Below are 21,616 nucleotides of genomic sequence, written 5' to 3' on the forward strand. Positions count from 1 at the left end.
CAATTACTCCTTTTTACTTTTTACAGTTTGTGGAGCAACTCCAAAAAATGATTTGAATGATTTACTGAAATAACGTGGAGAAGAAAATCCCAATCGTATAGAAACTTCTGAAATATTTAATTCCGAATGATTTTTCAACAAAAACATAGCCTCATCCAATTTTACCTTTAGGATAAACTCATTCGGAGTTAATCCGGTTATCTGTTTGAACTGCATATATAGTTTACTGCGCCCCATACACAGTTCAGAGGCAAGTGTGGTAACATCAAACGCCGGATTCTCAAAATTAGTTTTGATAATATTCACACATTTCGCCAACAGTTCCTTGTCTCTCTCATTAATAGCCTCTGTCACTGGAGACTCTGTGATAGTTTTGCCTGCGTAATGTGCAATCAAACGCCTTTTATTATTAATCAGGTTATTACAACGAGCTACCAGCACTTTGACGTTGAATGGTTTCGTTACGTAATCATCCGCACCGAACATTAAGCCCTCAACAATATATTCGGCAGAAGTTTGAGCCGTTAATAAAATAACGGAAATGTGAGAAAGCTCCACATTAGTTTTAATTTTATAACATAGTTCTTTACCGGACATTTCGGGCATCATCACGTCACTTACAATCAAATCCGGTTGTATTTGTCGTGCCATCTCCAATCCTTCTCGTCCATTATGTGCGATATAAACTTTATACATTGGTAAAAACAAATCTTCCAACATAGATAATAATTCTTCATTATCATCTACCAAAAGAATTATAGGCTTGTCCTCTTCTTCTGTGTTTTCCAGTATCGCAAATTCTCCTGCTTCTTCCTCTATGATTTGCTCAAAAGAAGGCATTGGAACAATTTCCGGGATAATAACAGATTCTTGTCCTTCCGTAACAGTCATTTCTTCATCGCTAAAATGCCGGTTCCCCAAAGGAAGAGACAAGGTAAACTTAGTTCCTTTTCCCACTGAACTTTCTACATCGATTTTTCCATGATGCATATTCATTATCCCCTTAGCTAACGCCAGTCCTATCCCTGTTCCTAATGTGAAAGAAGAAGAGGCGCTATCCGTCTGATAGAACCGTTCAAAAATCTTTGAAATATGTTCTACAGGAATACCGACTCCCGTATCACACACTGAAACTACTGCCTGAGAAGTAACCTTCCTTACTTCGACCGTTATACTTCCTTTGTTGGGAGTATACTTAAAGGCATTCGACAATAAATTAAAAATAACTTTTTGCAGTTGCCGGGAATCAAACCAAACAGAAATTGTTTCTTCGACATAATCAAAACGATAAGTAATTTCCTTTTTTTGTGCATATTCATAGAAGCACATATAAATTTGGCGGGTAAAGGCAACCAAATTCTGCTCTTCAACCTTAAGTTTCAGATAACCTTGCTCTTGCTTGCGAAAATCAAGTAACTCTGATATCAGATTCCGCATATGCCAGGCATTCTTATAGATACGAAGGATACGATTATAGATAGTTGTACCTAAATCCATCTGCATCAACACTTCAATCTGCCCTAGAATAAGCGTTAATGGAGTGCGAAATTCGTGAGATATATTAGTAAAAAAACGCAGTTTTATCTGATTCAATTCTTCTATGCGCTCTTTTTCTTTCCTTTCAAACTCCAAAGAGGATTTTAAAGCAGCTTGGCGGGTTTTGAAACGGATAAAAGCAAACATCAACCCAGCCAAACAAAGGAAATAAAAGAGATATGCCCACATAGTCGCATAAAAAGGGGCAGAAACATGTATATTCAAACCGATTTCCTCTTTTATATTATCCAACGGCCGGATTCTAAGCGTATAATCACCGGAAGGTAAGTTCGTATAAGCTATTGCCGTACTGGTTGTTTGTGTCCAAACTTTATCAAAACCATCCAAGTGATATTCAAACAAACGGTTACGGTCATCATTATAATTAAAGGTAGCAAATTCAACAGTTATATTATTCTGTTGATAGCCTAAATAAATATCCGTTGTTTTTGCTAATATATCAGTCAAAATGCCAGACCGGTCATTAGGATAAATCTCTTGATTGAAAATAAACAGCTTATCAAAACTCAATAGATTCTTAGAAAGCGATGCATATAAAGATTGCCTTTGAAACAGAGCCAGACCATTAGTTCCACTAATAAAAAGAGTCCCATTTTCATTCAAATATAAAGCAGATCCTTGGCTATAAGTCTGATTGAACGGATGATATGTATTTTCAACTACTCCCTTCTCACGGTTAAAGACAGAGAGTCCCTTTCCATGAAGGATAAACAAACAATTATCTTCAACTGATTCGCAAATATAATAACAATAATCACTTGGAAGACATTGATTGGTGGTACTGTAAGATTTAAACGATTGCTCTTTCTCCAAATATTCATATATACCCGAACCTATCGTACAAAAGAAAACAGTCCCTTTACTATCTTCAAAGATATGAACAACTTTAAATCTGCCAATCGTAGACGGATTATTGGCATCTGTCACATATTGAGTAATATTTGAAGAAGGCAGGTCGACACAAATGACTCCTCCATTAGCCAAAGCCAACCATATACGTTGCCGGCTATCAATCAGGAATGTTTCAAAAGCATATTTCCGGCTCAGTAGTTTTCGGATATCCGTATCATCCGAAAGTGGTGAGAACTTTTCAGTGACCGGATCCATAAAAACAGCACCGCCTTGTGTTAACAAAGCAAGCCCATTTTTATATCCTTGAATATCATTCACAATCTCATGTGGCAATGATGTAGAATCACCTTCTATATGATGAAGGGCATATCCTTTATTTGATTTTATATCCAATACAAACAAACCGCCAAGATGACTGCCGACATATAATCGCCCATCCTCTTTCCGATAAAATATTGACTTCAGAGTATTGCTGCCCACACTACCAATATCACCTTCGCGATGTTGGTATCGGGTAAAAATTCCAGTATCTGCATTATAGCAATTGAGTCCTCCCCCCTCTGTGCAAATCCATAGTTTCCCCTCACTGTCCTCTGTCATCTTCCCGACAACAGGAAAACTCAGACAGTCTTCCTGTAAAGGCTCAGCATAATAAAAATGATTACTTGTCTTGCTGGGATTGAAAACATTCACACCACCATAATAAGTTCCTACCCAAATATTACCTTGCATATCTTTATGAAGCGATAAAACCGAGTGGTGGCTCAATGTATTTGGAGAATCACCATAACGTGTATAATGACTCCATTTATCTGTTACAGGATCATAACAATCAAGCCCACGAAAGCTACCGACCCAAATACGTTTGAAATCATCTTCCAATACGCAGCGGATCTGATTATCCGATAATTCATCCTTCCCTGAAGAACTTGTATATTGTGTTATTTCCTTATTAGCCGAAACTCTATATAGTCCGTTCCAAGTACCCACCCAAATATTTCCGGCACTATCTCCCGAAATACACCGATTACCTCTATTAAACGAAAGTAATACATTCTGTTGAGACGGATTTTTACGTGAAACAGCAACCAAATGGTTTGTAACAGTCCATATCGTATTTTCATCTACATACAAAGCTCCTCCCGAACCTACCCCGTTCTGTAATTGGGTTACAAAAGTTAAATCGGGACTTTCTGCTGTATAATAGTAGATACCCGATGTACAGCTTGCCCATAAAGTATCTCCTTTACAGAAAAGATCTCTCACATCATTCCGACGTAAACAAGTGAACTGCTCCTTAAAAATATCAAACTTTATCAGATCATTACCTGAACGAATATATATTTTCCCTTTCTTATCTCCACATATCTCATTGATTTCATTATTCGTCAAACCTTCATTTCCCTGTGACGGACGGAATACTTTTACATCTTTGCCATTATATCTGTTCAATCCTTCTGAGGTGCCTAACCATATTGCGCCTAATTCATCTTGGTAGATAGAAAATATGCAAACCTGAGATAATCCATCAGAAACTCCCAGATGCTTAAAGTAATGGTTTTTAGCATCCACCACTATAATACATAAAAGACTCAAGAGAAAAAGAAAGTTTCTTTTCATGCAATATATAATTATATAACAGGCTACAAAAATACAAATAATACTTAATTATTACTTCAATACTTCGTCTTTTTATATCATACGTATTACCAATTAACAGTACATATTTGACGATTCTTGCTAAAATACAGTCTTACAGTATTTTTCTCTAAAAAAGTTATAGTCATTTATTTCTAAAAATATATCTTTGCCACAAACTAAAAGAAAAATTGGATGTTTAACTCATTTTCATATCGTAAGGATTCCGTTCTGTAAATAATCTGTAAGCCTTCCTCTCTTTACAGATTATCCCTTATGTTTTCTGGCATATTCATGCCGGAGTTATCTTTTATATTTGAATTTTTAAACAATTTGTATGGCCAAATACTCATAAGCATCATTGTATGCCTCCATTTGCTATACACTTAAAACATTAAAAACAATGAGTAACGAATTAAAGTCAATCCACGATTTCGATTTTACAATGATATGTAACTACTTCAAGTTATTAGAACGTCAAGGTCCCGGAAGTCCCGAAGTCACACAAAAAGCCGTAAGTTTCATCAACGAGCTGTCAGACGAGGCCAGAATAGCCGATATTGGTTGCGGCACAGGCGGACAGACTATGGCATTGGCCAACTATACGAAAGGACAGATTACAGGCATCGACCTTTTTCCCGATTTTATCGAGATATTCAACAGAAATGCAACTGAATTACATTGCGAAGACAGAGTAAAAGGCATTGTCGGTTCAATGGACAATCTGCCGTTTCAAGCTGAAGAACTCGATTTAATCTGGTCGGAAGGCGCTATCTATAATATAGGATTCGAACGTGGCATGAATGAATGGAACAGATTCCTTAAAAAAGGCGGATTCATCGCTGTAACGGAAGCATCCTGGTTTACTCCGGAACGTCCCGCTGAGATAGAAGACTTCTGGATGGCTAATTATCCGGAAATCGATACGATTCCGAATAAAATAGCACAAATGGAGAAAGCCGGATATACGCTGACTGCCCATTTCATTTTACCGGAAAACTGTTGGATAGAACACTTCTATGCTCCCCAATTCCCGGCTCAGGAAGCTTTTCTGAAGGAATATTCGGGAAATGCCGCGGCCGCTGACCTCATTGCCGGACAGCGATACGAAGAGAGCCTATATTATAAGTATAAAGAATACTATGGTTATGTATTCTATATAGGACAAAAAAGATAATTACCATCTGCCGGAGAAGTTAGCAAGATAGGATAACTCTCCGGCACTTATTATCCTTTACTTTGCAAAAAGATATGGAAACGAAAGAACTAAATAGGCAAGAATACCAATTACGGATTAATAAAGTCACAGACTATATCCATAATAATATAGACCAGCCGCTCTCCTTACAGAAAATGGCCGGTATCGCATGCTTTTCGCCTTTCCACTTCCATCGTGTTTTTACATTTCTGACAGGGGAAACACCTACGGATTATATCAAACGCACCCGGATTGAAAAAGCAGCATTATTATTAAAACAAGACAAGGAACTTTCTGCCACCGAAGTTGCCCGCCTTTGCGGTTTTAGCAGCCTTTCACTATTAAGCCGCAACTTCAGACAATATTTCAATGTGACTATTCGCGAGTTCCGCTCACATACATAAAACTTTAAAAGAACATGGAAAATAAGATTTTAATTTTTCGGACTTCTATCACCAAAAGAAGCGATGTCAAGCGCATCGGGAAACTTCTGGCACAATATCCTCAAATCAACAAATGGAATGTGGATTTTGAGGACTGGGAGAAAATATTAAGAATCGAGTGCAGCGGCGTCACTGCACTCGAAATTTCGGAAACACTCCGGAATAATCATATTTTTGCCACTGAGTTGGAATAAGAACAGGAAAAGGCTCAGACACCCAACAACTGTTTCAACTCAGCCACTCCTTCAGAAGCTCCCTTCTGAATCACATGTATCGGACGGGAAGTATGTGTATCTACCGGTTTCGGGTCAATCAGATACACCTCTGCTCCTCTCGGTACATAATGAAGCAATCCCGCAGCAGGATACACATTGAGCGAAGTGCCGATAATTACGAAAATATCCGCTTTCTCCACATATTGAATGGCTGTCTCTATTTCAGGAACCGCCTCACCGAACCATACTATAAAAGGCCGCAGTTGTGTTCCGTCTCCTGCCTTGTCTCCAAGTTTCACCTCGTATTCTTCAGGCTTCAGTTCCTTTATATAATGGGAATTATAAGGGTCACGGCTGGAACATACTTTTGTCAATTCTCCATGCAGATGAATAATATGACTGCTCCCGGCTCTTTCGTGCAAGTTATCAATATTCTGTGTTACCACCGTCACTTTAAAATCCTTTTCCAGTTCCGCCAACAATTCGTGCCCACGATTCGGCGTCACATCCAACAACTGTTTCCGGCGTTCATTATAAAAGTTTATCACCAATGCCGGGTCCCGCTGATATCCTTCCGGAGTAGCAACCTGCTCCACCGGATACCGGTCCCACAGACCACCTGCATCCCTAAACGTACTGATTCCACTCTCGGCACTCATGCCTGCGCCCGTCAAAATTACCAGATTCTTCATATTTGTTCCTCCTTCTGTTCGTTTTAAGATATACAAATGTAATCAGAATCATCGGAACGAAAGAATAAATTATCCAAAGAAAAGAGGGTAACTTTCACGGATATAAGAATTTTTAAATACCAAATGCTAAATCATTCAAATAAAACACGTACTTTTGCGATTCATAAATTTGCAATTGATTGAAAGCTAAAACTATGAAGGTGATGCCTTTCAATCGCCAACAAAAAACATTATATGGATAAATTCAGTTACTCTATTGGCCTGGGAATTGGTCAAAACTTATCAAGCATGGGGATTGGGAATCTCTCAGTAGAAGACTTTGCACAGGCAATCAAAGATGTATTGGAAGGTAACCAGACGGCTATTAGCCATCAGGAAGCCCGCGAAATAGTAAACAAGTATTTCGAAGAACTCGAAGCTAAGATGGGCGCTGTTGCCATCGAACAAGGAAAAGCTTTCCTCGAAGAAAACAAGAAAAGAGCAGGTATAATAACTTTGCCTAGCGGATTACAATACGAAGTTATCAACGAAGGTACAGGTAAAAAGCCAAAAGCTACCGATCAGGTAAGATGCCATTACGAAGGTACATTGGTTGACGGCACACTGTTCGACAGCTCTATCCAACGCGGAGAACCTGCCGTATTCGGTGTTAACCAGGTAATTCCGGGATGGGTGGAAGCACTGCAACTGATGTCTGAAGGCGCTAAATGGAAACTGTATATTCCGTCAGAACTGGGTTATGGCGCAAGAGGTGCCGGAGAAATGATTCCTCCTCACAGCACATTGGTATTTGAAGTAGAATTACTCGAAGTATTATAAATAAAAAATTTCAAAGCAAAATGAAAAAAGTTAGTATTTTTATGGCAATCGCCGCTGCTGCAAGCCTTGCTTCTTGTACAGCTCAGTCTCCTAAAGCAAATTTGAAAACAGATCTCGACTCATTGGCTTATTCTATCGGTATGGCTCAGACTCAAGGTCTGAAAGGCTATCTGACAGGTCGTCTGGACGTTGATACTGCATACATGGCAGATTTCATCAAAGGCTTGAACGAAGGTGCAACCAAGACTAGCAAAAAAGACATCGCTTACATGGCAGGTCTGCAAATCGGTCAGCAAATCAGCAACCAGATGATGAAAGGTATCAACCAGGAATTGTTTGCAGGTGACTCTACTAAAACTATCAGCAAAGACAACTTCATGGCTGGTTTCATCGCAGGTACTTTGGAAAAAGGCGGCATGATGACTATGGAAGAAGCTCAGACTTATACTCGTACAGCTATGGAAACTATCAAAGCAAAAGCTCTGGAAGAAAAATATGCTGACTACAAAGCTGAAAACGAAAAGTTCCTTGCTGAAAACAAAACTAAAGAAGGTGTAAAAACAACTCCGAGCGGTCTGCAATACAAGGTAATCACTGAAGGTAAGGGTGAAATTCCTGCTGACACTTGCAAAGTGAAAGTGAACTACAAAGGTACTTTGATTGACGGAACTGAGTTCGACAGTTCTTACAAACGTAACGAACCGGCTACTTTCCGTGCTAACCAAGTAATCAAAGGTTGGACAGAAGCTCTGACTATGATGCCTGTAGGTTCTAAATGGGAACTTTATATCCCTCAAGACCTTGCTTATGGCGCAAGAGAATCAGGCAACCAAATCAAACCGTTCTCTACTTTGATTTTCGAAGTTGAATTGGTAAGCATCGAAAAAGATAAGAAATAAGAAAGTTTCTTTCTAAATAGAAAAAGGAAAGAGGTGCAAAGCGTTTGTACCTCTTTTTTTTGCTTTTTCCTATTTTTTTTCTCGGAAAAGAAGAATAATTAAAATAAATCTCTATATTTGCTTACTATTTGATAACAACTGGAAATTATAATTTATTATTATGGAAAGAATAGACAACCTCGACAGGCAGATCCTAGAGATTATCTCCCAGAATGCCCGCATCCCTTTTAAAGACGTAGCAGCCGAATGTGGAGTATCACGTGCAGCCATTCACCAGCGTGTGCAAAGACTGATTGACCTAGGTGTCATTGTAGGCTCAGGTTACCATGTTAATCCGAAATCCCTTGGCTATAGAACTTGTACCTATGTCGGTATCAAGTTGGAAAAAGGCTCTATGTACAAATCTGTTGTGGCAGAACTTCAAAAAATCCCCGAAATTGTGGAATGTCACTTCACCACAGGCCCGTACACCATGCTGACCAAATTGTATGCATGCGACAACGAACATCTGATGGATTTGTTGAATAACAAAATGCAAGAGATACCGGGTGTAGTGGCAACCGAGACATTGATCTCCCTGGAACAGAGCATCAAGAAGGAAATTCCTATCCGCGTAGAGAAATAAGCATACCATGGAATTTCTAAATGAATATCACCTGGCAGGGTTATTCATCGGAATTTGCACCTTTTTGATTATCGGCCTTTTTCACCCTGTTGTGGTAAAGGCCGAATATTACTGGGGTACAAAATGCTGGTGGATATTTCTTGTACTTGGTATAGTCGGTGTTATAGCCTCATTAAGCATTGATAATGTGATACTGTCTTCTCTGCTTGGCGTCTTTGCCTTCTCCTCCTTTTGGACAATCAAAGAGGTTTTCGAACAGGAAGAACGGGTACAAAAAGGCTGGTTTCCCAAGAATCCGAAACGCAAATATAAGTTTTGAGAATAAAGTATCGTAGTTTTTTATCGAAAGAATTTGCATAATTCGACAGAAAATACTACTTTTGTCACCGCATCCAGTAAATGGATACATCGGACTTGTAGCTCAGTTGGTTAGAGCAACAGACTCATAATCTGGAGGTCCCTGGTTCAAGCCCAGGCTGGTCCACGAATAAAAACCTCATAAACTATCGTTTATGAGGTTTTTTGTTATGATATTCCATCCTTGAAATATGGCTAAATTGGTGTAAAATCACCTCAAAACACATCACTGTTAATCTATTATTGACCTCAAATCGATAGGTCAAAAGATAAGATTACATAGAAAAACTCCCATAAGTATTCAGCTTACAGGAGTTTTTCCATGCAATCCCATTTAATTCTTTTTTACCCTAATACCTATTAATATCGACTGAAAAAGCTATAGCTAAAGTTTAGCGGAAGTCTTTCAATTCTTCCTGCAATTTCTGACGGGTAAAGAAAATACGACTCTTTACGGTGCCCAATGGAAGATTCAGTTTATCTGCAATCTCACGATATTTGAATCCGGATACATGCATAGCAAACGGTACTCTGTATTCTTTGGGCAGAGCGTTGACTACGCGACGCATCTCCTTCAAGTCATAAGCTCTTTCGGTGCTTTCAAATCCCGAATCCTGCGGCAGATTGATGTGATACAGATTATCAGTCTGGTCAATGAATGTCTGGTCACGCACAACTTTACGGTAGTTATTAATAAAGATGTTACGCATTATCGTGTACATCCATCCTTTAAAATTTGTGTCAGGGGTATATTTATCTTCGTTATCCAATGCCTTTAATGAGGTTTCCTGTAACAAATCGTTTGCTTCTTCACGATCGGTCGTCAGTTTGTATGCGAAACGGAGTAATTCGTCCTGTACTCCTACCAGGTCTTTTTTGAAGCTTAAACTTTTCATATGCGTTACTTTTAATGTGTAAATACTCGTCGTAATAATTTTGATGTCGCAAGTTTACGGGAATTCAACAGAAGTGATGGGTTAAGAATGAACATTATTTTGGGGAAAATCTATCAACAGATAGTTTTTAGGTCATTTTAGATAGAATTTAGGTGGTATTTGGGCTATCCCAGAAGAAAAAAAATCCCATCTTGAAGTCACTCCTGACTCAAAATGGGATAACACAAACAAAACAAACAATATTAGCGATTTTCACAAACGGCTGTACCTTATATTTTAAAATTCATAAGACTTATTTAGATTTTGTCGCTAAAACATTTTTATAGGAACAAAAGTATCACTTTATTGCAATACGGAAGGCAAAAATTAAGAATCGTTATAAAGAATAATTGTTTTATGTGTAAAAAATAATATTCAGCTATAAAAAATTATTTTTAATACCTAAATACAAATAAGATATAATATGCTAATTATCAAGCATATTATATCTTATAAACCTTATTTTCACTAATACAAAACTCTCACCAACCTATTTATCAGGATGATCTTCCATAATAAACTCCAATAGTCCTCCATTCATAATATCAGAATGATGAAGAATTCCTCCCTCTAAAACTTCCCCATTTAACATTATCGACTTTATATATTTGTTCGTTTTCGAAAGATTAATGGCTTTTACCGTAAACTGCTTCTGACTTGGCAAATCAATAATAACTTCTTTCAATTGAGGAGCACCAATCACATATTCGCCACCACAAGGATTCACCGGATAAAATCCCATGGCTGAGAATACATACCATGCTGACATCTGCCCACAATCATCATTACCACAGAGACCATCAGGTCTAGCTAAATAGAAACGATCAAAAACCTCACGTACCAGTTCCTGAGTTCTCCAAGGACGATTTACGTAATTATACAAATAAATAACATGATGACTCGGCTCATTGCCATGAGCATACTGTCCTATTAAGCCAGTCACATCAAGAACTTCACCCATTTCTTGCGAGTCAGCTTCCATAGCAAACAAAGAATCCAACTTATTGGCAAAAACATCCTTGCCCCCTAGCAATTCAATCAAACCTTTTACATCTTGTTGCACATGCCATGTATACTGCCAGGAGTTACCTTCAGTAAAATCTCCCCCAACCTCACCTGCATGAAACAAACGCATGGGGTGAAATGGAGTCCTCCAATTCCCTTTAGAATCTTTTCCACGCATAAACTTCGTTTCAGGATCAAAAAGATTCTTATAATACCTGGAGCGTTTCATGAAGTATTCAAAATCCCCCATTTCATCGAGACTTTTAGCCATTTGAGCCACGCAATAATCATCATAAGCACTCTCCAGAGTTTTAGATACAGACTCAGCCGTCATTATATCGAAAGGATAATATCCATATTTATTATAAACTTCCCAATCGGAGTTACGATGACTGGCAGTAGACGACTCTTTTATCGCTTTATAAGCCTCCCTCTTATCAAAACCATCGAAACCTTTCAGGTAAGCATCCACAATAACCGGAATAGCATGATTGCCGATCATACAATAATTTTCCTTTCCCCATAATGTCCAGATAGGCAGATACCCATACACTTTATGATGAGCAAGCATACTACTTACCATACCATTTACCCTTTCTGGAGCCAGAATCGTATATAGAGGATGAGCCGCACGATAAGTATCCCAAAGAGACAAAGTAGAATAATACTCTCCGGAAGGAGAAGTGGAAACACTGTCATTCGCCCCTCTATATCTACCATCTGTATCCGCAATATTATTAGGTTGGATATACAGATGGTAAAGGGAAGTATAGAAATTTATTTTCTGTTTATCAGTACCTTCTACACGCACTCGTTGGAGAAGAGTATTCCATTTCTGATAAGTTTCTCCTTTCGTTTTATCAAAATTCCAATCCGGATTTTCTTTTTGCAAAGAAGCTTTTGCCCCACCTACACTCACTGTTGATAACGCGATTTTAACCTGCAATGCCTCTCCCCGCTTCAGATCGAAACTCAGTACGAACCGTTTTGCCTTTTCTCCTTCCCGAGCAGGAAGCATTTCTTTTACTTTATAAGATTTATCAAACGCCATTACATAATAGAAATGACGCCGTACCCAACCATTGGTTTCATTATGACCGATGATAGTCCGTTCGTCAGGCATTTGCATATCTGCAAACAACACTCTGTCACGAATCCCCTGCGGAGAAGTCACAAGGCCACTTTGCAGGTCAATGAAAAGATTTGCCTCTTCATCGTTCTGATAGGTATATCTATAAAAAGCCGTGCGCTCCGTAGCAGTGACCTCGGCATTTATCCCGAAATCCGGCAAAGTTACTGCATAATATCCCGGTCGGGCCGTCTGTCTTGACTTATCTATTCTAGCTTTATATTCATTATTCTCAATACTCCCACTAAAGGGCAACATCAGAATATCTCCCAGATCCGGGCAGCCTGTTCCATTCAAATGATTCTGCGCAAATCCGAATATCTCATCATCTTCATAATTAAATCCAGAACAATAACGCCACGAAGCATTCCCACTTTCCGGACTCGCCTGTATCATGCCGAAGGGAGCGCACGCACCGGGAAAAGTATGCCCGTTATCGGCATTACCAATAAAAGGATTAACATACCGTGCACAATCTACCTCCGAAATATTCTCTTTGCCGGATGAACAAGCGTAAAAACCGCAAAGAAACAATAAACCAACAATAAAATTCTTCATGAAGCTAGTTTTTTAGTTTATCTACTTAGAATTGAAAACATGATTCAATAAACATCATCCCAATGATCCGTACGGAAAGGAACCAACGGCTGTCCTTCAGTTGTCATCACATTCGCATCATGATAGTTTTTGAATGCATATCGGACAGCCACAGGACGGGATACCTTTTCACTCGTCACTACCATTCGGTTCTGTCCCTGTATCAGCGAAGCCTTCGCCGGATAAAACCGACGGTCTTCACCCGCTATCTCAAACCCTCTCAATTCACCTCCATAGAAGTCAAGACTACCTACAGCAGCAGGACTATAATCGGGCACTCCCTTAAATGTAAGTACCGCCCTATTCCCTTCAAAAATGACTTTATCAATCATTGGAGCGTCCGGCAGCAAACCATTGATCTGATAAGTCTTCCGCAGCGCCAGAGCTGCCAGTCGCTGCCCGATTTCCTTTTTCCGTGGCGGATGAATGCAAGCAGGATGTCCTAAATCCGTTGTTGCAACAATACCTGCATTCGGGATATGCCACAATGCTTTATATTGAGCCTCGATGACTAACGGCAAAGAGATTCTCTCTGCCCCATCATAAGGGAAAGGAGCCAATTGCACATAATAGAACGGCATATCTTCATTTTTCCATTCTTTCCGCCAAAGGTTCACCATTGAGGCCAACAACTTATCATAATCAAAATAGTTATGTTGGTTGGATTCCCCCTGATACCATATAAACCCACGACTGGTAAAATTGCAAATCGGCGCTATCATCCCATTAAAAAGATAAGAAGCATTGGCAGCCTCCGTCTGCACCTGAGGAGTAAAAGCCAGTTTTTGATTAATACTGGCTGTTTCTCTGATAGCCTCCGCCGTCATCCAGGGTTCAATGGCAATACCTCCGCAATTAGGAGTAATCAGTCCTATTGGTATATTCATCACTTTATTCAGATTTTTGCCGAAGAAATAGCCTACGGCACTAAAATCCCGGACACTTTCGGGAGTTGACTTCAGCCAACTTCCCCGACAATCATCCTGCGGTTCTGCTGCAGGAGTAGGAGGTAGTGTAAACATATGTATATCCGGATACTGGTTTGCTTCAACTATTTCCTCCAAAGACCCGGCTACAGGCTGCCCATAAAAACCATGTACCGGCATTTCCATATTCGACTGCCCGGAGCAAATCCAAACTTCTCCAATCAGTATATCTTTTAGTGTCAGCAACTCTCCGTCACTAATATCAATCTGATAAGGTCCTCCAGCTTCGGGAGTCTGTACTCGTAGCAACCATTTTCCATTGTTTTTTGCTTTTGTCGTATATATCCGGTTATCCCATGAAGGTTTCACCGTCACATTTTGGGAGGGTGTAGCCCAGCCCCAGATATTCACCGTATCCGCACGTTGCAAAACCATATTATCGCCCAGGATAGAAGGTAATCTGATTTTCCCCCACGAAGCTAAAGCCATACATACTGACAAGACCAGCCATATTACTCGTTTCATAAATTATTAAGATTAAGAGGGTATCGCTATCCGGATATCCTCACGATTCACATTATCTTTTAATAACCGTTCCCGTATTTTCCCGCATTATAGCACCTACATCCTCACTACCTGTATAATTCACCTGAATCAACTCAGCTTTCCCGACATTGTTAAGCCAGAATGCAGGACGAGCTTCTTCTCCCCGATAATTCAGTACTACATTCTCAAGAACCATATTTCGCACATTACGCACATACCAGCCCCAACATGGCAAGAGACGAGAGTCTGCCGGCGGCTGACTGACTTGAAGATTTTTCAGTTCCGGGTTCTTATTGCCTTCATAACTAATAGAAATATCCCTGAATGCCACATTGCCGAAAGTTCCCCCTTTCCAACTCTCTATTGAAACCGCCGCCTGGTTGATACGAGTAGCCTTCATCCGTTCCACCAGAATATTGTCTCCCGTATTTCCTTCATTGAGCACAATCATCAAAGGATTATTCATATTATCAATGCTTACGTCATGTATATATATATCACGAATCTCGCCCGGTGCTTTTCCCCAACCACCAGGTTGCAAAATTATGGCAGACAGCATATTATTCCGCTTTTTCTCTTTAGAAGTACGATGCGGATATTTCCCCGGTCCTGCAAAGGTACAATTGGAAATAGTCAGTCCCGTTGCCGGCATTATCATACGGATTCCATTACAGGAAGAATTTATATGGCAGTCACTTATCACCATATTCTCCCAATAACCGCCGGCAATAGCGTCATCTCCCGTAAAAAAACGGCAGTTACGGATTGTTATATTCTTGCCTCCGCGTATATGTATTCCATCCCAGCCCTCATTAAATTCAAGGTCATGAAAAACCATATCCTCTATTTTATAAGCCATAAAAGCATAGTTGGAAGCACAGTTCATCGTGATTCCCCGCATCAATATATTCCGTGACTCGGCAATAATAATCGTATGCGGTCCCCGCATATTCTCTTCACCTTCCGAGTCAAAGACATGATTCCCGTCAATAACCCCCTCACCCTCGATAGAAACATTGCTGACACCTACTCCCAAAATTAACGCCCGGTTCCAATGAGGATCAATAGCACTGTTGGCATTCTCACCATCTCCACCACTATCAAACATACTAAAGTTACCCAAAGGAGTATAAGATTTGTACTGGCTTACATCCGCGGTTCCTTTCAATACAGCGCCTTTACGTAACACAAGAGAAATGTTATCCTTCAGATAAATTGTTCCGCTGAGAAAATTTCCCTTAGGTATTAATACCGTTCCTCCGCCGTTTTCGGCACAATCTTTAATAGCCGAATTAATAGCATTTGTATTCAACGTTTTACCATCTCCTTTCGCCCCGTATTTACAGATGTCATATGCCTTCTCCTGAATTACGGATGCACCCGCACATAAAGAATAGAACACAAAAGCCAACAGAAAAACAGTTTGCATCATACTTCTTTTCATCATATCTATGTTTTATTTTACAAAAATTGCATATCCGTTCTCATGCAGCGAGATACCGTCTCCTGCTGGAAATTCTCTATATCCCCCATTCAGATAATCCTTGAATTTTCCGGTAGGAAGTTCCTGTGTAAACCGTAATCTTTTGGGAACCTGAGCAAAATTCAAAAGTACCAATATTTCGTTATCTCCCTTGATACGGGAGTAAGCAAACAGACTTTCGTCATTTGTAGGATATATCTTCAAAGCTCCCCGATTGGCGCCATCTTCAAGTGCCGGCTGAGTCCGTTTCAACCGGGTTAACTTCTGATACAGGTTAACATAAACCTTATTTGCAGGATTCCAGTCCACCATCACCGGCTCCGCAAAGTTCATGGATTTACTCATTCCTATTTCCTGACCGTTGTAAATAAGAGGCATATCATAAATAGTAAATGATAGGACAGCCAATGGCAATACATTATTTCCATAACGGTCGAACTCCGATCCTTCGTAAGCATTCAGGTCATGATTGGTTATATAAACCATACGCCCTTTATTCTTGTAAGCTGCATCATTAAACAGTTTCTTACACTCGTCAATCAATACAGGTACATCATTTTCAGTGCCGAAGTTTTTCAACGCGGTGGCGAAGTCCCATGCATAGTCATAATCAAAAACTTCCATGTAGGCCGGATCAGAACCTTCGCTCAACCAGGTCACCTTTTTCACCTTATCCACCTCTTTACGAAGTTCTCTCCAGAAATCCAAAGGCACAAAGTCGGCTGCATCAAACCGAAAACCGTCAATATCAAATTCCGTCAGCCAATATTTCATGGCATCCGCCATAGCGACACGCATTTCCGCATTAGTATGATCCAGTTGAATCACATCCAACCAACCTCCGGGAGCATACGGACGCTCTCCGTCCTTTTCTGCATAATAATCCAAGTGCCCAGCCACCCACACATTATCCCAAGCCGTATGATTGGCTACCCAGTCCAACCAGATCTCCATACCCATAACATGAGCAGTATTCACCAAAGACTTAAAATCTTCCGATGTCCCATAGTCGGGATTAATCGCCTTATAGTCCTTTACTGAGTAAGGACTACCCAATGTCCCTGACCGCTTCTCCTCTCCACGAGGATGAATAGGCATCAGCCAGAGAATATCTATCCCGAGTTCCTTCAATCGCGGCAGGTCACTTTCAAGCCCTTTGAAATTATGTCCGGAAGAATAGCTGTACACATTTACCTCATATATCACCTTATTATGAGCCGTCACAGGTTTTACCTCACTATTAGGGATATCCGTCCACGTATATTCGTCTTCATCATTGCAACTATTCAGAATCAACAATGAAAATAACAGCAGCGAAAATATTTTTATTGTATTCATACTATCAAATTTTAATAGACCATTATCATTAATCGTTCAGTTTCATCATCACATAGTGACCTGTCAGTGTATTGAGGATAAACAAAAAGTTTCCCCCTTTATCCCGCACAATATTAACATCTCTGCCCACCGGGTTCAGTTCGCAGACTCCATACGGATTAGACCACTGATCTACCGGAACATAATTATTTCCAAACGCATTATTGCCGACGAACTTAACACCATTGTCCGAAGCCTCAACAAAAGGCATATCTATCTTTAACCGCCAGATATGGGGATTACCGTTCATTTTCGTCATTTGTGCAATGGAGTTCGATGGATTCCAACCACAATACGCTCCGACCACACTCATTGCCTCCCATTCCGTAGCACCCGATGCATCGTAATCCACAATCGTATAAGTCATTTCCTCCAGATTGATTGTGATTGTCTTATAGCCGGCCGTGGTTATGCAGATTCTCCCTTCCTGAGTATCAGCATACGTCAGTGTCCCCTCTTCCTTTCGGCAATAAGCCTTATTAGTCCCCAATGATTCCTCAGGTACGAATTTGAAAGAGATATTCCCGTCAAAATATCCGGTAAATGTGTAAACGTAGTTCCGAACATCACTATTCTCCTTGAACATCATAAAGTCCGTATTCGTAGTATTCCAACTATTCATATCCCCAACTATATATACGGGATGTATCGGATCTACTTCCACATAGGGAGCAGCAGACAGACTAATACTATTTGAAAGTACCTCCTTCGTCATGCCCCCTTCTTTATAGTGACTCAGCACCCTGATCTGAAGGTTCATGCTTTCGCCCGGAATTGCCCCTAATTGCCCAATCAGTAAGTTATTGAACTCTCTCGTCAAGATGTTTACCGAAAGCGAGGAAGTAACAGCCAATGTCTGCGGAGAAGCAAAATTATTATCAGCCTTATCAATCTGCAAAGTATATTCAACAACAGGAGGTATAGGAACCGGAGTTCCGGTCCCTTCCAAGTAAAATCCGGTAGCCGTCCAACCGACCGTAAAGAGCTGAGGATTATCTTCTCCTGCAGGTCTTTGAAGCAGATAATTATCCTCCGCCAGTTCCGCAATAATACCGGATACAGCCTCGACAGAGGGTTCGGGCACATAAGGAGTGATAGAAATCAGAATCGGTTCCGAATAAACAACCATCCCGTTACCCGTTGTCTTTATCCGAATGCCGACAACCTGAGATTCCTCCTTATTTTCGCCCGCCAGATCAGATAGTATCGTACGCAATGTTTCCTCATATATATCCATATAAAGCCCTTGCGTGGAAAATATCATCCGGGGATTTTCAAATTCATTTCCTGCCAAGTCCACTTCCACTTCATAAACCACATCTCCTACATAGACTGGTGATTCCGACTCCGAAAAATATTTCGTTTTTGTCCAGGTCATTCTGAATAAATAGGGATTCTGTCCCTCTACAAACTTCGGTAACGTATAGTCTGTACTTTCAAGATCACTAATCACGGACGGTAAGGCGGTAAACCGGCCCTGTTCGTCGTCATTACACGCTGGCAACAAAGCCAGCACGCAAAGCAAAGTGAGTATAAATTGTATCTTTTTCATGTTCTCGCAGAATTTATTGTTCTTTTTTCCTAAAAATATAATGTCCTGTCAGGTCATTAAAAATCACCTGATAATCTCCCCCTTCGCGCAAAATAATATTCGGATCATATTCATCTCCCATTAAGAAGATTGTTTTCCCGTAGGGAACAGATTCTGGGTCTGTGGCTGCCCAACGGCTGTCCCAACTCTTATTGGCACGGAATTTCACTGGGTGTGTATTATTTCCGGTAAGAGCCGGCAAAGTGATCTCCATTTTCCAGAGATGACTATTATCAACAGAGAAACGCGTCATAAGAGGTTCATTATCCCAACCGCAGAACTCACCAATAAGCCCTATGGACCCCCATACTTTCGCACCGGATATATCATAATCCTCCACAGTATAAGTCAGTTCCTTGAGATTGATCGTAATAGTCTTGTAACCTGCTGTCGCATTATGGAGCGCACCGCCGTCACTTTCCACATATTCCAGTTTACCGTCTTCCTTAAAACAGTATGCCTTATATGTTCCCAATGATTCTTCAGGAAGGAATTTATAATAACAGTTCTCCGGCATATATCCGGTATAAGTATAAACATGATTCTTGCTATCACTATTATTCTTGAACATCACATACATACCGTCTGTATTAGAATTATTCCAGCCGTTCATATCGCCGATAATATAAACAAGCTGCAACGGGTCTCTATCTTTAAACGGAGTAACAGCAAGCTTCATCGTATTACTCGAAACGACTTCCCGAACCACATTCTGTCCGTAGCTGGTCAAAACCCTCAATTCAATATCCATTTTCTCACCGGGAATAGCGTCCAGACTCTCTTCCATAAGATTGTTAAGTTCCTTGGTGTAGATATTTGCTACCAGCGAAGAAGTGGTTGCCAACGTCTGAGGCGATTCAAAATTATTGCCTGCCTTGTCTACTTGCAAAGTGTATTCCACAGGAGCTATCGGCATGGGTGTTGAACTGCCGTCCAGATAAAACAAAGTTTCCGTCCAGGTCACTGTAAACAAAAGAGGATCTTCGTCTTCCGGATTCTGCAGTACATAATTATCGAACGGAAAATCATCGAGAGCACTGGGCACTACCCGGGTCAATGCAGGTTCCGTATCCTTATCACTGCAAGCTGCCATACCAAGCAAGCATAGAATGCCAATAATATATTTCTTATATGTTTTCATACGTTCTTTCATTTTAATAACCGGTATTTTGTTTCAAATCAGGATTGGAAGTCAGTTCTGTCGCAGGAAGCGGATAAAGATTATATTTGCTGTCAATATTCGCCACGCCACTGAACACACCGTTCTTCCAGGGCCATTTATAATTCTTCGTAAACTTGCCAAAACGAATCAGGTCGATACGCCGGTGTCCCTCCCAATACAATTCGCGCGAACGTTCCTCTAGTATGAAGTCCAACGTCAGTTCCACACTTGAGACAGGAGATATTCCCGCCCGCTCACGTAGTTCCTTGAGATAAAGCAAAGCCTGTTCTTTCGATCCTCCTTGTCCTCCACGGAGCACAGCTTCAGCATACATCAGATAGGCGTCGGCTAATCGGAAGAACGGGAAATCCGTATCAGCATGAGCACTGTTCGATCCCGGAGTACCGTCACTTTTCAGATTTGAATACTTAATCACCGACCAGCCTTTGGTGAAATCATACCAGACAGAACTTTCCAATGTACGGTCTTGTTTCCAGAACATAGCACGCTTGTCACCTTCTTCAAACAGAGTAGACAATGTCTCTTTCGCCCTGATATTCGACCATGCCTGAGAGAAACCCAAAGTAGTCTGAGGATTCATATCCGATTTACAAGCAGCCGCAATCAAATAAGTAGTACCTCCGAAAGTAGTCGCCCTGCGACCGTCATAGACCAACGGGAAAATGATCTCCGGTGATTTCTCATTATCTGCACAGAACATATTCTTATAAACCGGATCAATAGTGAATCCTGCTCCCAGTACCTTCTTCAGATAAGTCAGGCAGTCATCATACCGTTTTTCTCCGATATACACTTCCGCATTCAGATACATCTTAGCCAACAACATCCATACAGTCGGATCATTTACCATTCCATAATGCTCTTTATCAGCCGGGGGCAACTTTCCTTCCACATTCTTCAACTCAGTTTCTATCCAGGAAAAGAAAAAGACACGGTCTCTCTGATCCAACTTTCTGGAACCGACAGGCACATTCTCATCGATAAAGGGAATATTGGCATAAAGATCCATTAGGAAATAATAACTCATGGCACGCAATACTCTGGTTTCCGCCCTAAACCCCTCAATCTTTGCCCTTAACTCATCGTCCACACCACGATTTTCCAGTTTCTCATCGGTTGTTTCACGCAGATACTCGTTGGCATAAGCCACGTTCATATAGATACGGGTATAATTCAACGCCACGAAATTATTATTAGAGTTCCATTGACAGAACTGCAATCCTCGCATGGTCTCATTATCTTCGGCACAGATCACTTCATCGGTCCCCAATTGCTGAAGATTCCAGTAAGAACGTAGAAACGTAGCTTCCCCCTGGTCGGACGCTGAAATATCAGGAAGCCCGAAGGGACCTTCATTTCCGGATAGAGTCAAGCCGGCATATATTTTTGCAAGGAACTGTTCATAAGCATTCGGATCTTCCCAAGCCTTTTCGGGAAGCAGTTTATCATCTGTCAGAGGCACAGTATCCAAATCTCCCAGACAGGAAGAAAAGAACATGGGTAAACAGACGGACAATAATAGTAAATTATATAATTTCTTCATGGTTCT

At 40.5% G+C, this 21,616-nt stretch carries 17 protein-coding genes and 1 tRNA gene; 8 read left to right on the top strand and 10 right to left on the bottom strand.

From position 1 onward, the window contains the following. Nucleotides 1–3 precede the first annotated feature (3 nt). Nucleotides 4–4,029, bottom strand: a complete 4,026-nt coding sequence (locus BacF7301_RS03655; RefSeq protein ID WP_167960310.1) for a hybrid sensor histidine kinase/response regulator transcription factor — start codon at nucleotides 4,027–4,029, stop codon at nucleotides 4–6. Between the two features lie 421 nt (nucleotides 4,030–4,450). Between BacF7301_RS03655 and BacF7301_RS03660 the strand changes: the two genes are divergently transcribed. The 3 genes from BacF7301_RS03660 (at nucleotide 4,451) to BacF7301_RS03670 (ending at nucleotide 5,882) form a co-directional block, all read left to right on the top strand. Further along, the gene (locus BacF7301_RS03660) at nucleotides 4,451–5,224 is read left to right on the top strand and encodes a class I SAM-dependent methyltransferase (protein WP_167960312.1); all 774 of its coding nucleotides are present in this window, start codon (nucleotides 4,451–4,453) and stop codon (nucleotides 5,222–5,224) included. Between the two features lie 74 nt (nucleotides 5,225–5,298). Further along, nucleotides 5,299–5,649, top strand: coding sequence for a helix-turn-helix domain-containing protein (locus BacF7301_RS03665; protein ID WP_167960314.1), 351 nt, complete (start codon nucleotides 5,299–5,301; stop codon nucleotides 5,647–5,649). A 14-nt stretch (nucleotides 5,650–5,663) separates the two neighbouring features. Next, complete coding sequence (locus BacF7301_RS03670) at nucleotides 5,664–5,882, top strand: hypothetical protein (protein ID WP_167960316.1); 219 nt, start codon at nucleotides 5,664–5,666, stop codon at nucleotides 5,880–5,882. Between the two features lie 14 nt (nucleotides 5,883–5,896). Here the strand turns inward: BacF7301_RS03670 and BacF7301_RS03675 are convergent, their stop codons facing one another. Beyond that, entirely contained in the window at nucleotides 5,897–6,595 is a 699-nt protein-coding gene (locus BacF7301_RS03675; protein WP_167960318.1) for an SIR2 family NAD-dependent protein deacylase, read from the bottom strand. A 234-nt stretch (nucleotides 6,596–6,829) separates the two neighbouring features. Between BacF7301_RS03675 and bamJ (BacF7301_RS03680) the strand changes: the two genes are divergently transcribed. The 5 genes from bamJ (BacF7301_RS03680) to BacF7301_RS03700 all read left to right on the top strand — a co-directional run bounded on the left by bamJ (BacF7301_RS03680) (nucleotide 6,830) and on the right by BacF7301_RS03700 (nucleotide 9,422). After that, nucleotides 6,830–7,414 (top strand): BamJ family beta-barrel-assembly machinery protein, encoded by a 585-nt coding sequence (gene bamJ, locus BacF7301_RS03680; protein WP_167960320.1) that lies wholly within the window; start codon nucleotides 6,830–6,832, stop codon nucleotides 7,412–7,414. A 20-nt stretch (nucleotides 7,415–7,434) separates the two neighbouring features. Beyond that, entirely contained in the window at nucleotides 7,435–8,313 is an 879-nt protein-coding gene (gene bamJ / locus BacF7301_RS03685) for a BamJ family beta-barrel-assembly machinery protein (protein ID WP_167960322.1), read from the top strand. Nucleotides 8,314–8,473: 160 nt separating this feature from the next. After that, a complete protein-coding gene (locus tag BacF7301_RS03690; RefSeq protein WP_004302580.1) occupies nucleotides 8,474–8,938 on the top strand; it encodes an Lrp/AsnC family transcriptional regulator in 465 nt (154 codons plus the stop codon). A 7-nt stretch (nucleotides 8,939–8,945) separates the two neighbouring features. Further along, complete coding sequence (locus BacF7301_RS03695; protein ID WP_008023343.1) at nucleotides 8,946–9,257, top strand: DUF4491 family protein; 312 nt, start codon at nucleotides 8,946–8,948, stop codon at nucleotides 9,255–9,257. 91 nt (nucleotides 9,258–9,348) lie between these two features. Then, a tRNA-Ile gene (locus tag BacF7301_RS03700) sits at nucleotides 9,349–9,422 on the top strand. A 265-nt stretch (nucleotides 9,423–9,687) separates the two neighbouring features. Here the strand turns inward: BacF7301_RS03700 and BacF7301_RS03705 are convergent. The 8 genes from BacF7301_RS03705 to BacF7301_RS03740 form a co-directional block, all read right to left on the bottom strand. Next, the gene (locus BacF7301_RS03705) at nucleotides 9,688–10,191 is read right to left on the bottom strand and encodes an RNA polymerase sigma factor (RefSeq protein WP_167960324.1); all 504 of its coding nucleotides are present in this window, start codon (nucleotides 10,189–10,191) and stop codon (nucleotides 9,688–9,690) included. 529 nt (nucleotides 10,192–10,720) lie between these two features. Continuing rightward, a complete protein-coding gene (locus tag BacF7301_RS03710) occupies nucleotides 10,721–12,922 on the bottom strand; it encodes a GH92 family glycosyl hydrolase (protein ID WP_167960326.1) in 2,202 nt (733 codons plus the stop codon). Between the two features lie 44 nt (nucleotides 12,923–12,966). Continuing rightward, complete coding sequence (locus BacF7301_RS03715; RefSeq protein ID WP_167960328.1) at nucleotides 12,967–14,412, bottom strand: sialate O-acetylesterase; 1,446 nt, start codon at nucleotides 14,410–14,412, stop codon at nucleotides 12,967–12,969. Nucleotides 14,413–14,464: 52 nt separating this feature from the next. Next, nucleotides 14,465–15,880: a glycoside hydrolase family 28 protein gene (locus BacF7301_RS03720; protein WP_245208335.1), complete on the bottom strand. Its 1,416-nt coding sequence runs from the start codon at nucleotides 15,878–15,880 to the stop codon at nucleotides 14,465–14,467. 9 nt (nucleotides 15,881–15,889) lie between these two features. Beyond that, nucleotides 15,890–17,254 carry an alpha-amylase family glycosyl hydrolase gene (locus BacF7301_RS03725; protein WP_167960330.1) on the bottom strand — a complete coding sequence of 455 codons (1,365 nt, stop codon included), beginning with the start codon at nucleotides 17,252–17,254 and terminating at the stop codon, nucleotides 15,890–15,892. A gap of 28 nt (nucleotides 17,255–17,282) precedes the next feature. After that, a complete protein-coding gene (locus BacF7301_RS03730) occupies nucleotides 17,283–18,845 on the bottom strand; it encodes a SusE domain-containing protein (RefSeq protein WP_167960332.1) in 1,563 nt (520 codons plus the stop codon). 13 nt (nucleotides 18,846–18,858) lie between these two features. Beyond that, nucleotides 18,859–20,025, bottom strand: coding sequence for a SusE domain-containing protein (locus BacF7301_RS03735; RefSeq protein WP_167960334.1), 1,167 nt, complete (start codon nucleotides 20,023–20,025; stop codon nucleotides 18,859–18,861). A gap of 13 nt (nucleotides 20,026–20,038) precedes the next feature. Further along, a complete protein-coding gene (locus tag BacF7301_RS03740) occupies nucleotides 20,039–21,610 on the bottom strand; it encodes a RagB/SusD family nutrient uptake outer membrane protein (RefSeq protein ID WP_167960336.1) in 1,572 nt (523 codons plus the stop codon). Nucleotides 21,611–21,616 lie beyond the last annotated feature (6 nt).

This window comes from Bacteroides faecium (assembly GCF_012113595.1).
GTDB lineage: Bacteria > Bacteroidota > Bacteroidia > Bacteroidales > Bacteroidaceae > Bacteroides > Bacteroides faecium.

Coding starts and splice junctions, on each gene's coding strand:
- BacF7301_RS03655 (WP_167960310.1), bottom strand. CDS start 4,029: ATGAAAAGAAACTTTCTTTTTCTCTTGAGTCTTTTATGTATTATAGTG.
- BacF7301_RS03660 (WP_167960312.1), top strand. CDS start 4,451: ATGAGTAACGAATTAAAGTCAATCCACGATTTCGATTTTACAATGATA.
- BacF7301_RS03665 (WP_167960314.1), top strand. CDS start 5,299: ATGGAAACGAAAGAACTAAATAGGCAAGAATACCAATTACGGATTAAT.
- BacF7301_RS03670 (WP_167960316.1), top strand. CDS start 5,664: ATGGAAAATAAGATTTTAATTTTTCGGACTTCTATCACCAAAAGAAGC.
- BacF7301_RS03675 (WP_167960318.1), bottom strand. CDS start 6,595: ATGAAGAATCTGGTAATTTTGACGGGCGCAGGCATGAGTGCCGAGAGT.
- bamJ (WP_167960320.1), top strand. CDS start 6,830: ATGGATAAATTCAGTTACTCTATTGGCCTGGGAATTGGTCAAAACTTA.
- bamJ (WP_167960322.1), top strand. CDS start 7,435: ATGAAAAAAGTTAGTATTTTTATGGCAATCGCCGCTGCTGCAAGCCTT.
- BacF7301_RS03690 (WP_004302580.1), top strand. CDS start 8,474: ATGGAAAGAATAGACAACCTCGACAGGCAGATCCTAGAGATTATCTCC.
- BacF7301_RS03695 (WP_008023343.1), top strand. CDS start 8,946: ATGGAATTTCTAAATGAATATCACCTGGCAGGGTTATTCATCGGAATT.
- BacF7301_RS03705 (WP_167960324.1), bottom strand. CDS start 10,191: ATGAAAAGTTTAAGCTTCAAAAAAGACCTGGTAGGAGTACAGGACGAA.
- BacF7301_RS03710 (WP_167960326.1), bottom strand. CDS start 12,922: ATGAAGAATTTTATTGTTGGTTTATTGTTTCTTTGCGGTTTTTACGCT.
- BacF7301_RS03715 (WP_167960328.1), bottom strand. CDS start 14,412: ATGAAACGAGTAATATGGCTGGTCTTGTCAGTATGTATGGCTTTAGCT.
- BacF7301_RS03720 (WP_245208335.1), bottom strand. CDS start 15,880: ATGATGAAAAGAAGTATGATGCAAACTGTTTTTCTGTTGGCTTTTGTG.
- BacF7301_RS03725 (WP_167960330.1), bottom strand. CDS start 17,254: ATGAATACAATAAAAATATTTTCGCTGCTGTTATTTTCATTGTTGATT.
- BacF7301_RS03730 (WP_167960332.1), bottom strand. CDS start 18,845: ATGAAAAAGATACAATTTATACTCACTTTGCTTTGCGTGCTGGCTTTG.
- BacF7301_RS03735 (WP_167960334.1), bottom strand. CDS start 20,025: ATGAAAACATATAAGAAATATATTATTGGCATTCTATGCTTGCTTGGT.
- BacF7301_RS03740 (WP_167960336.1), bottom strand. CDS start 21,610: ATGAAGAAATTATATAATTTACTATTATTGTCCGTCTGTTTACCCATG.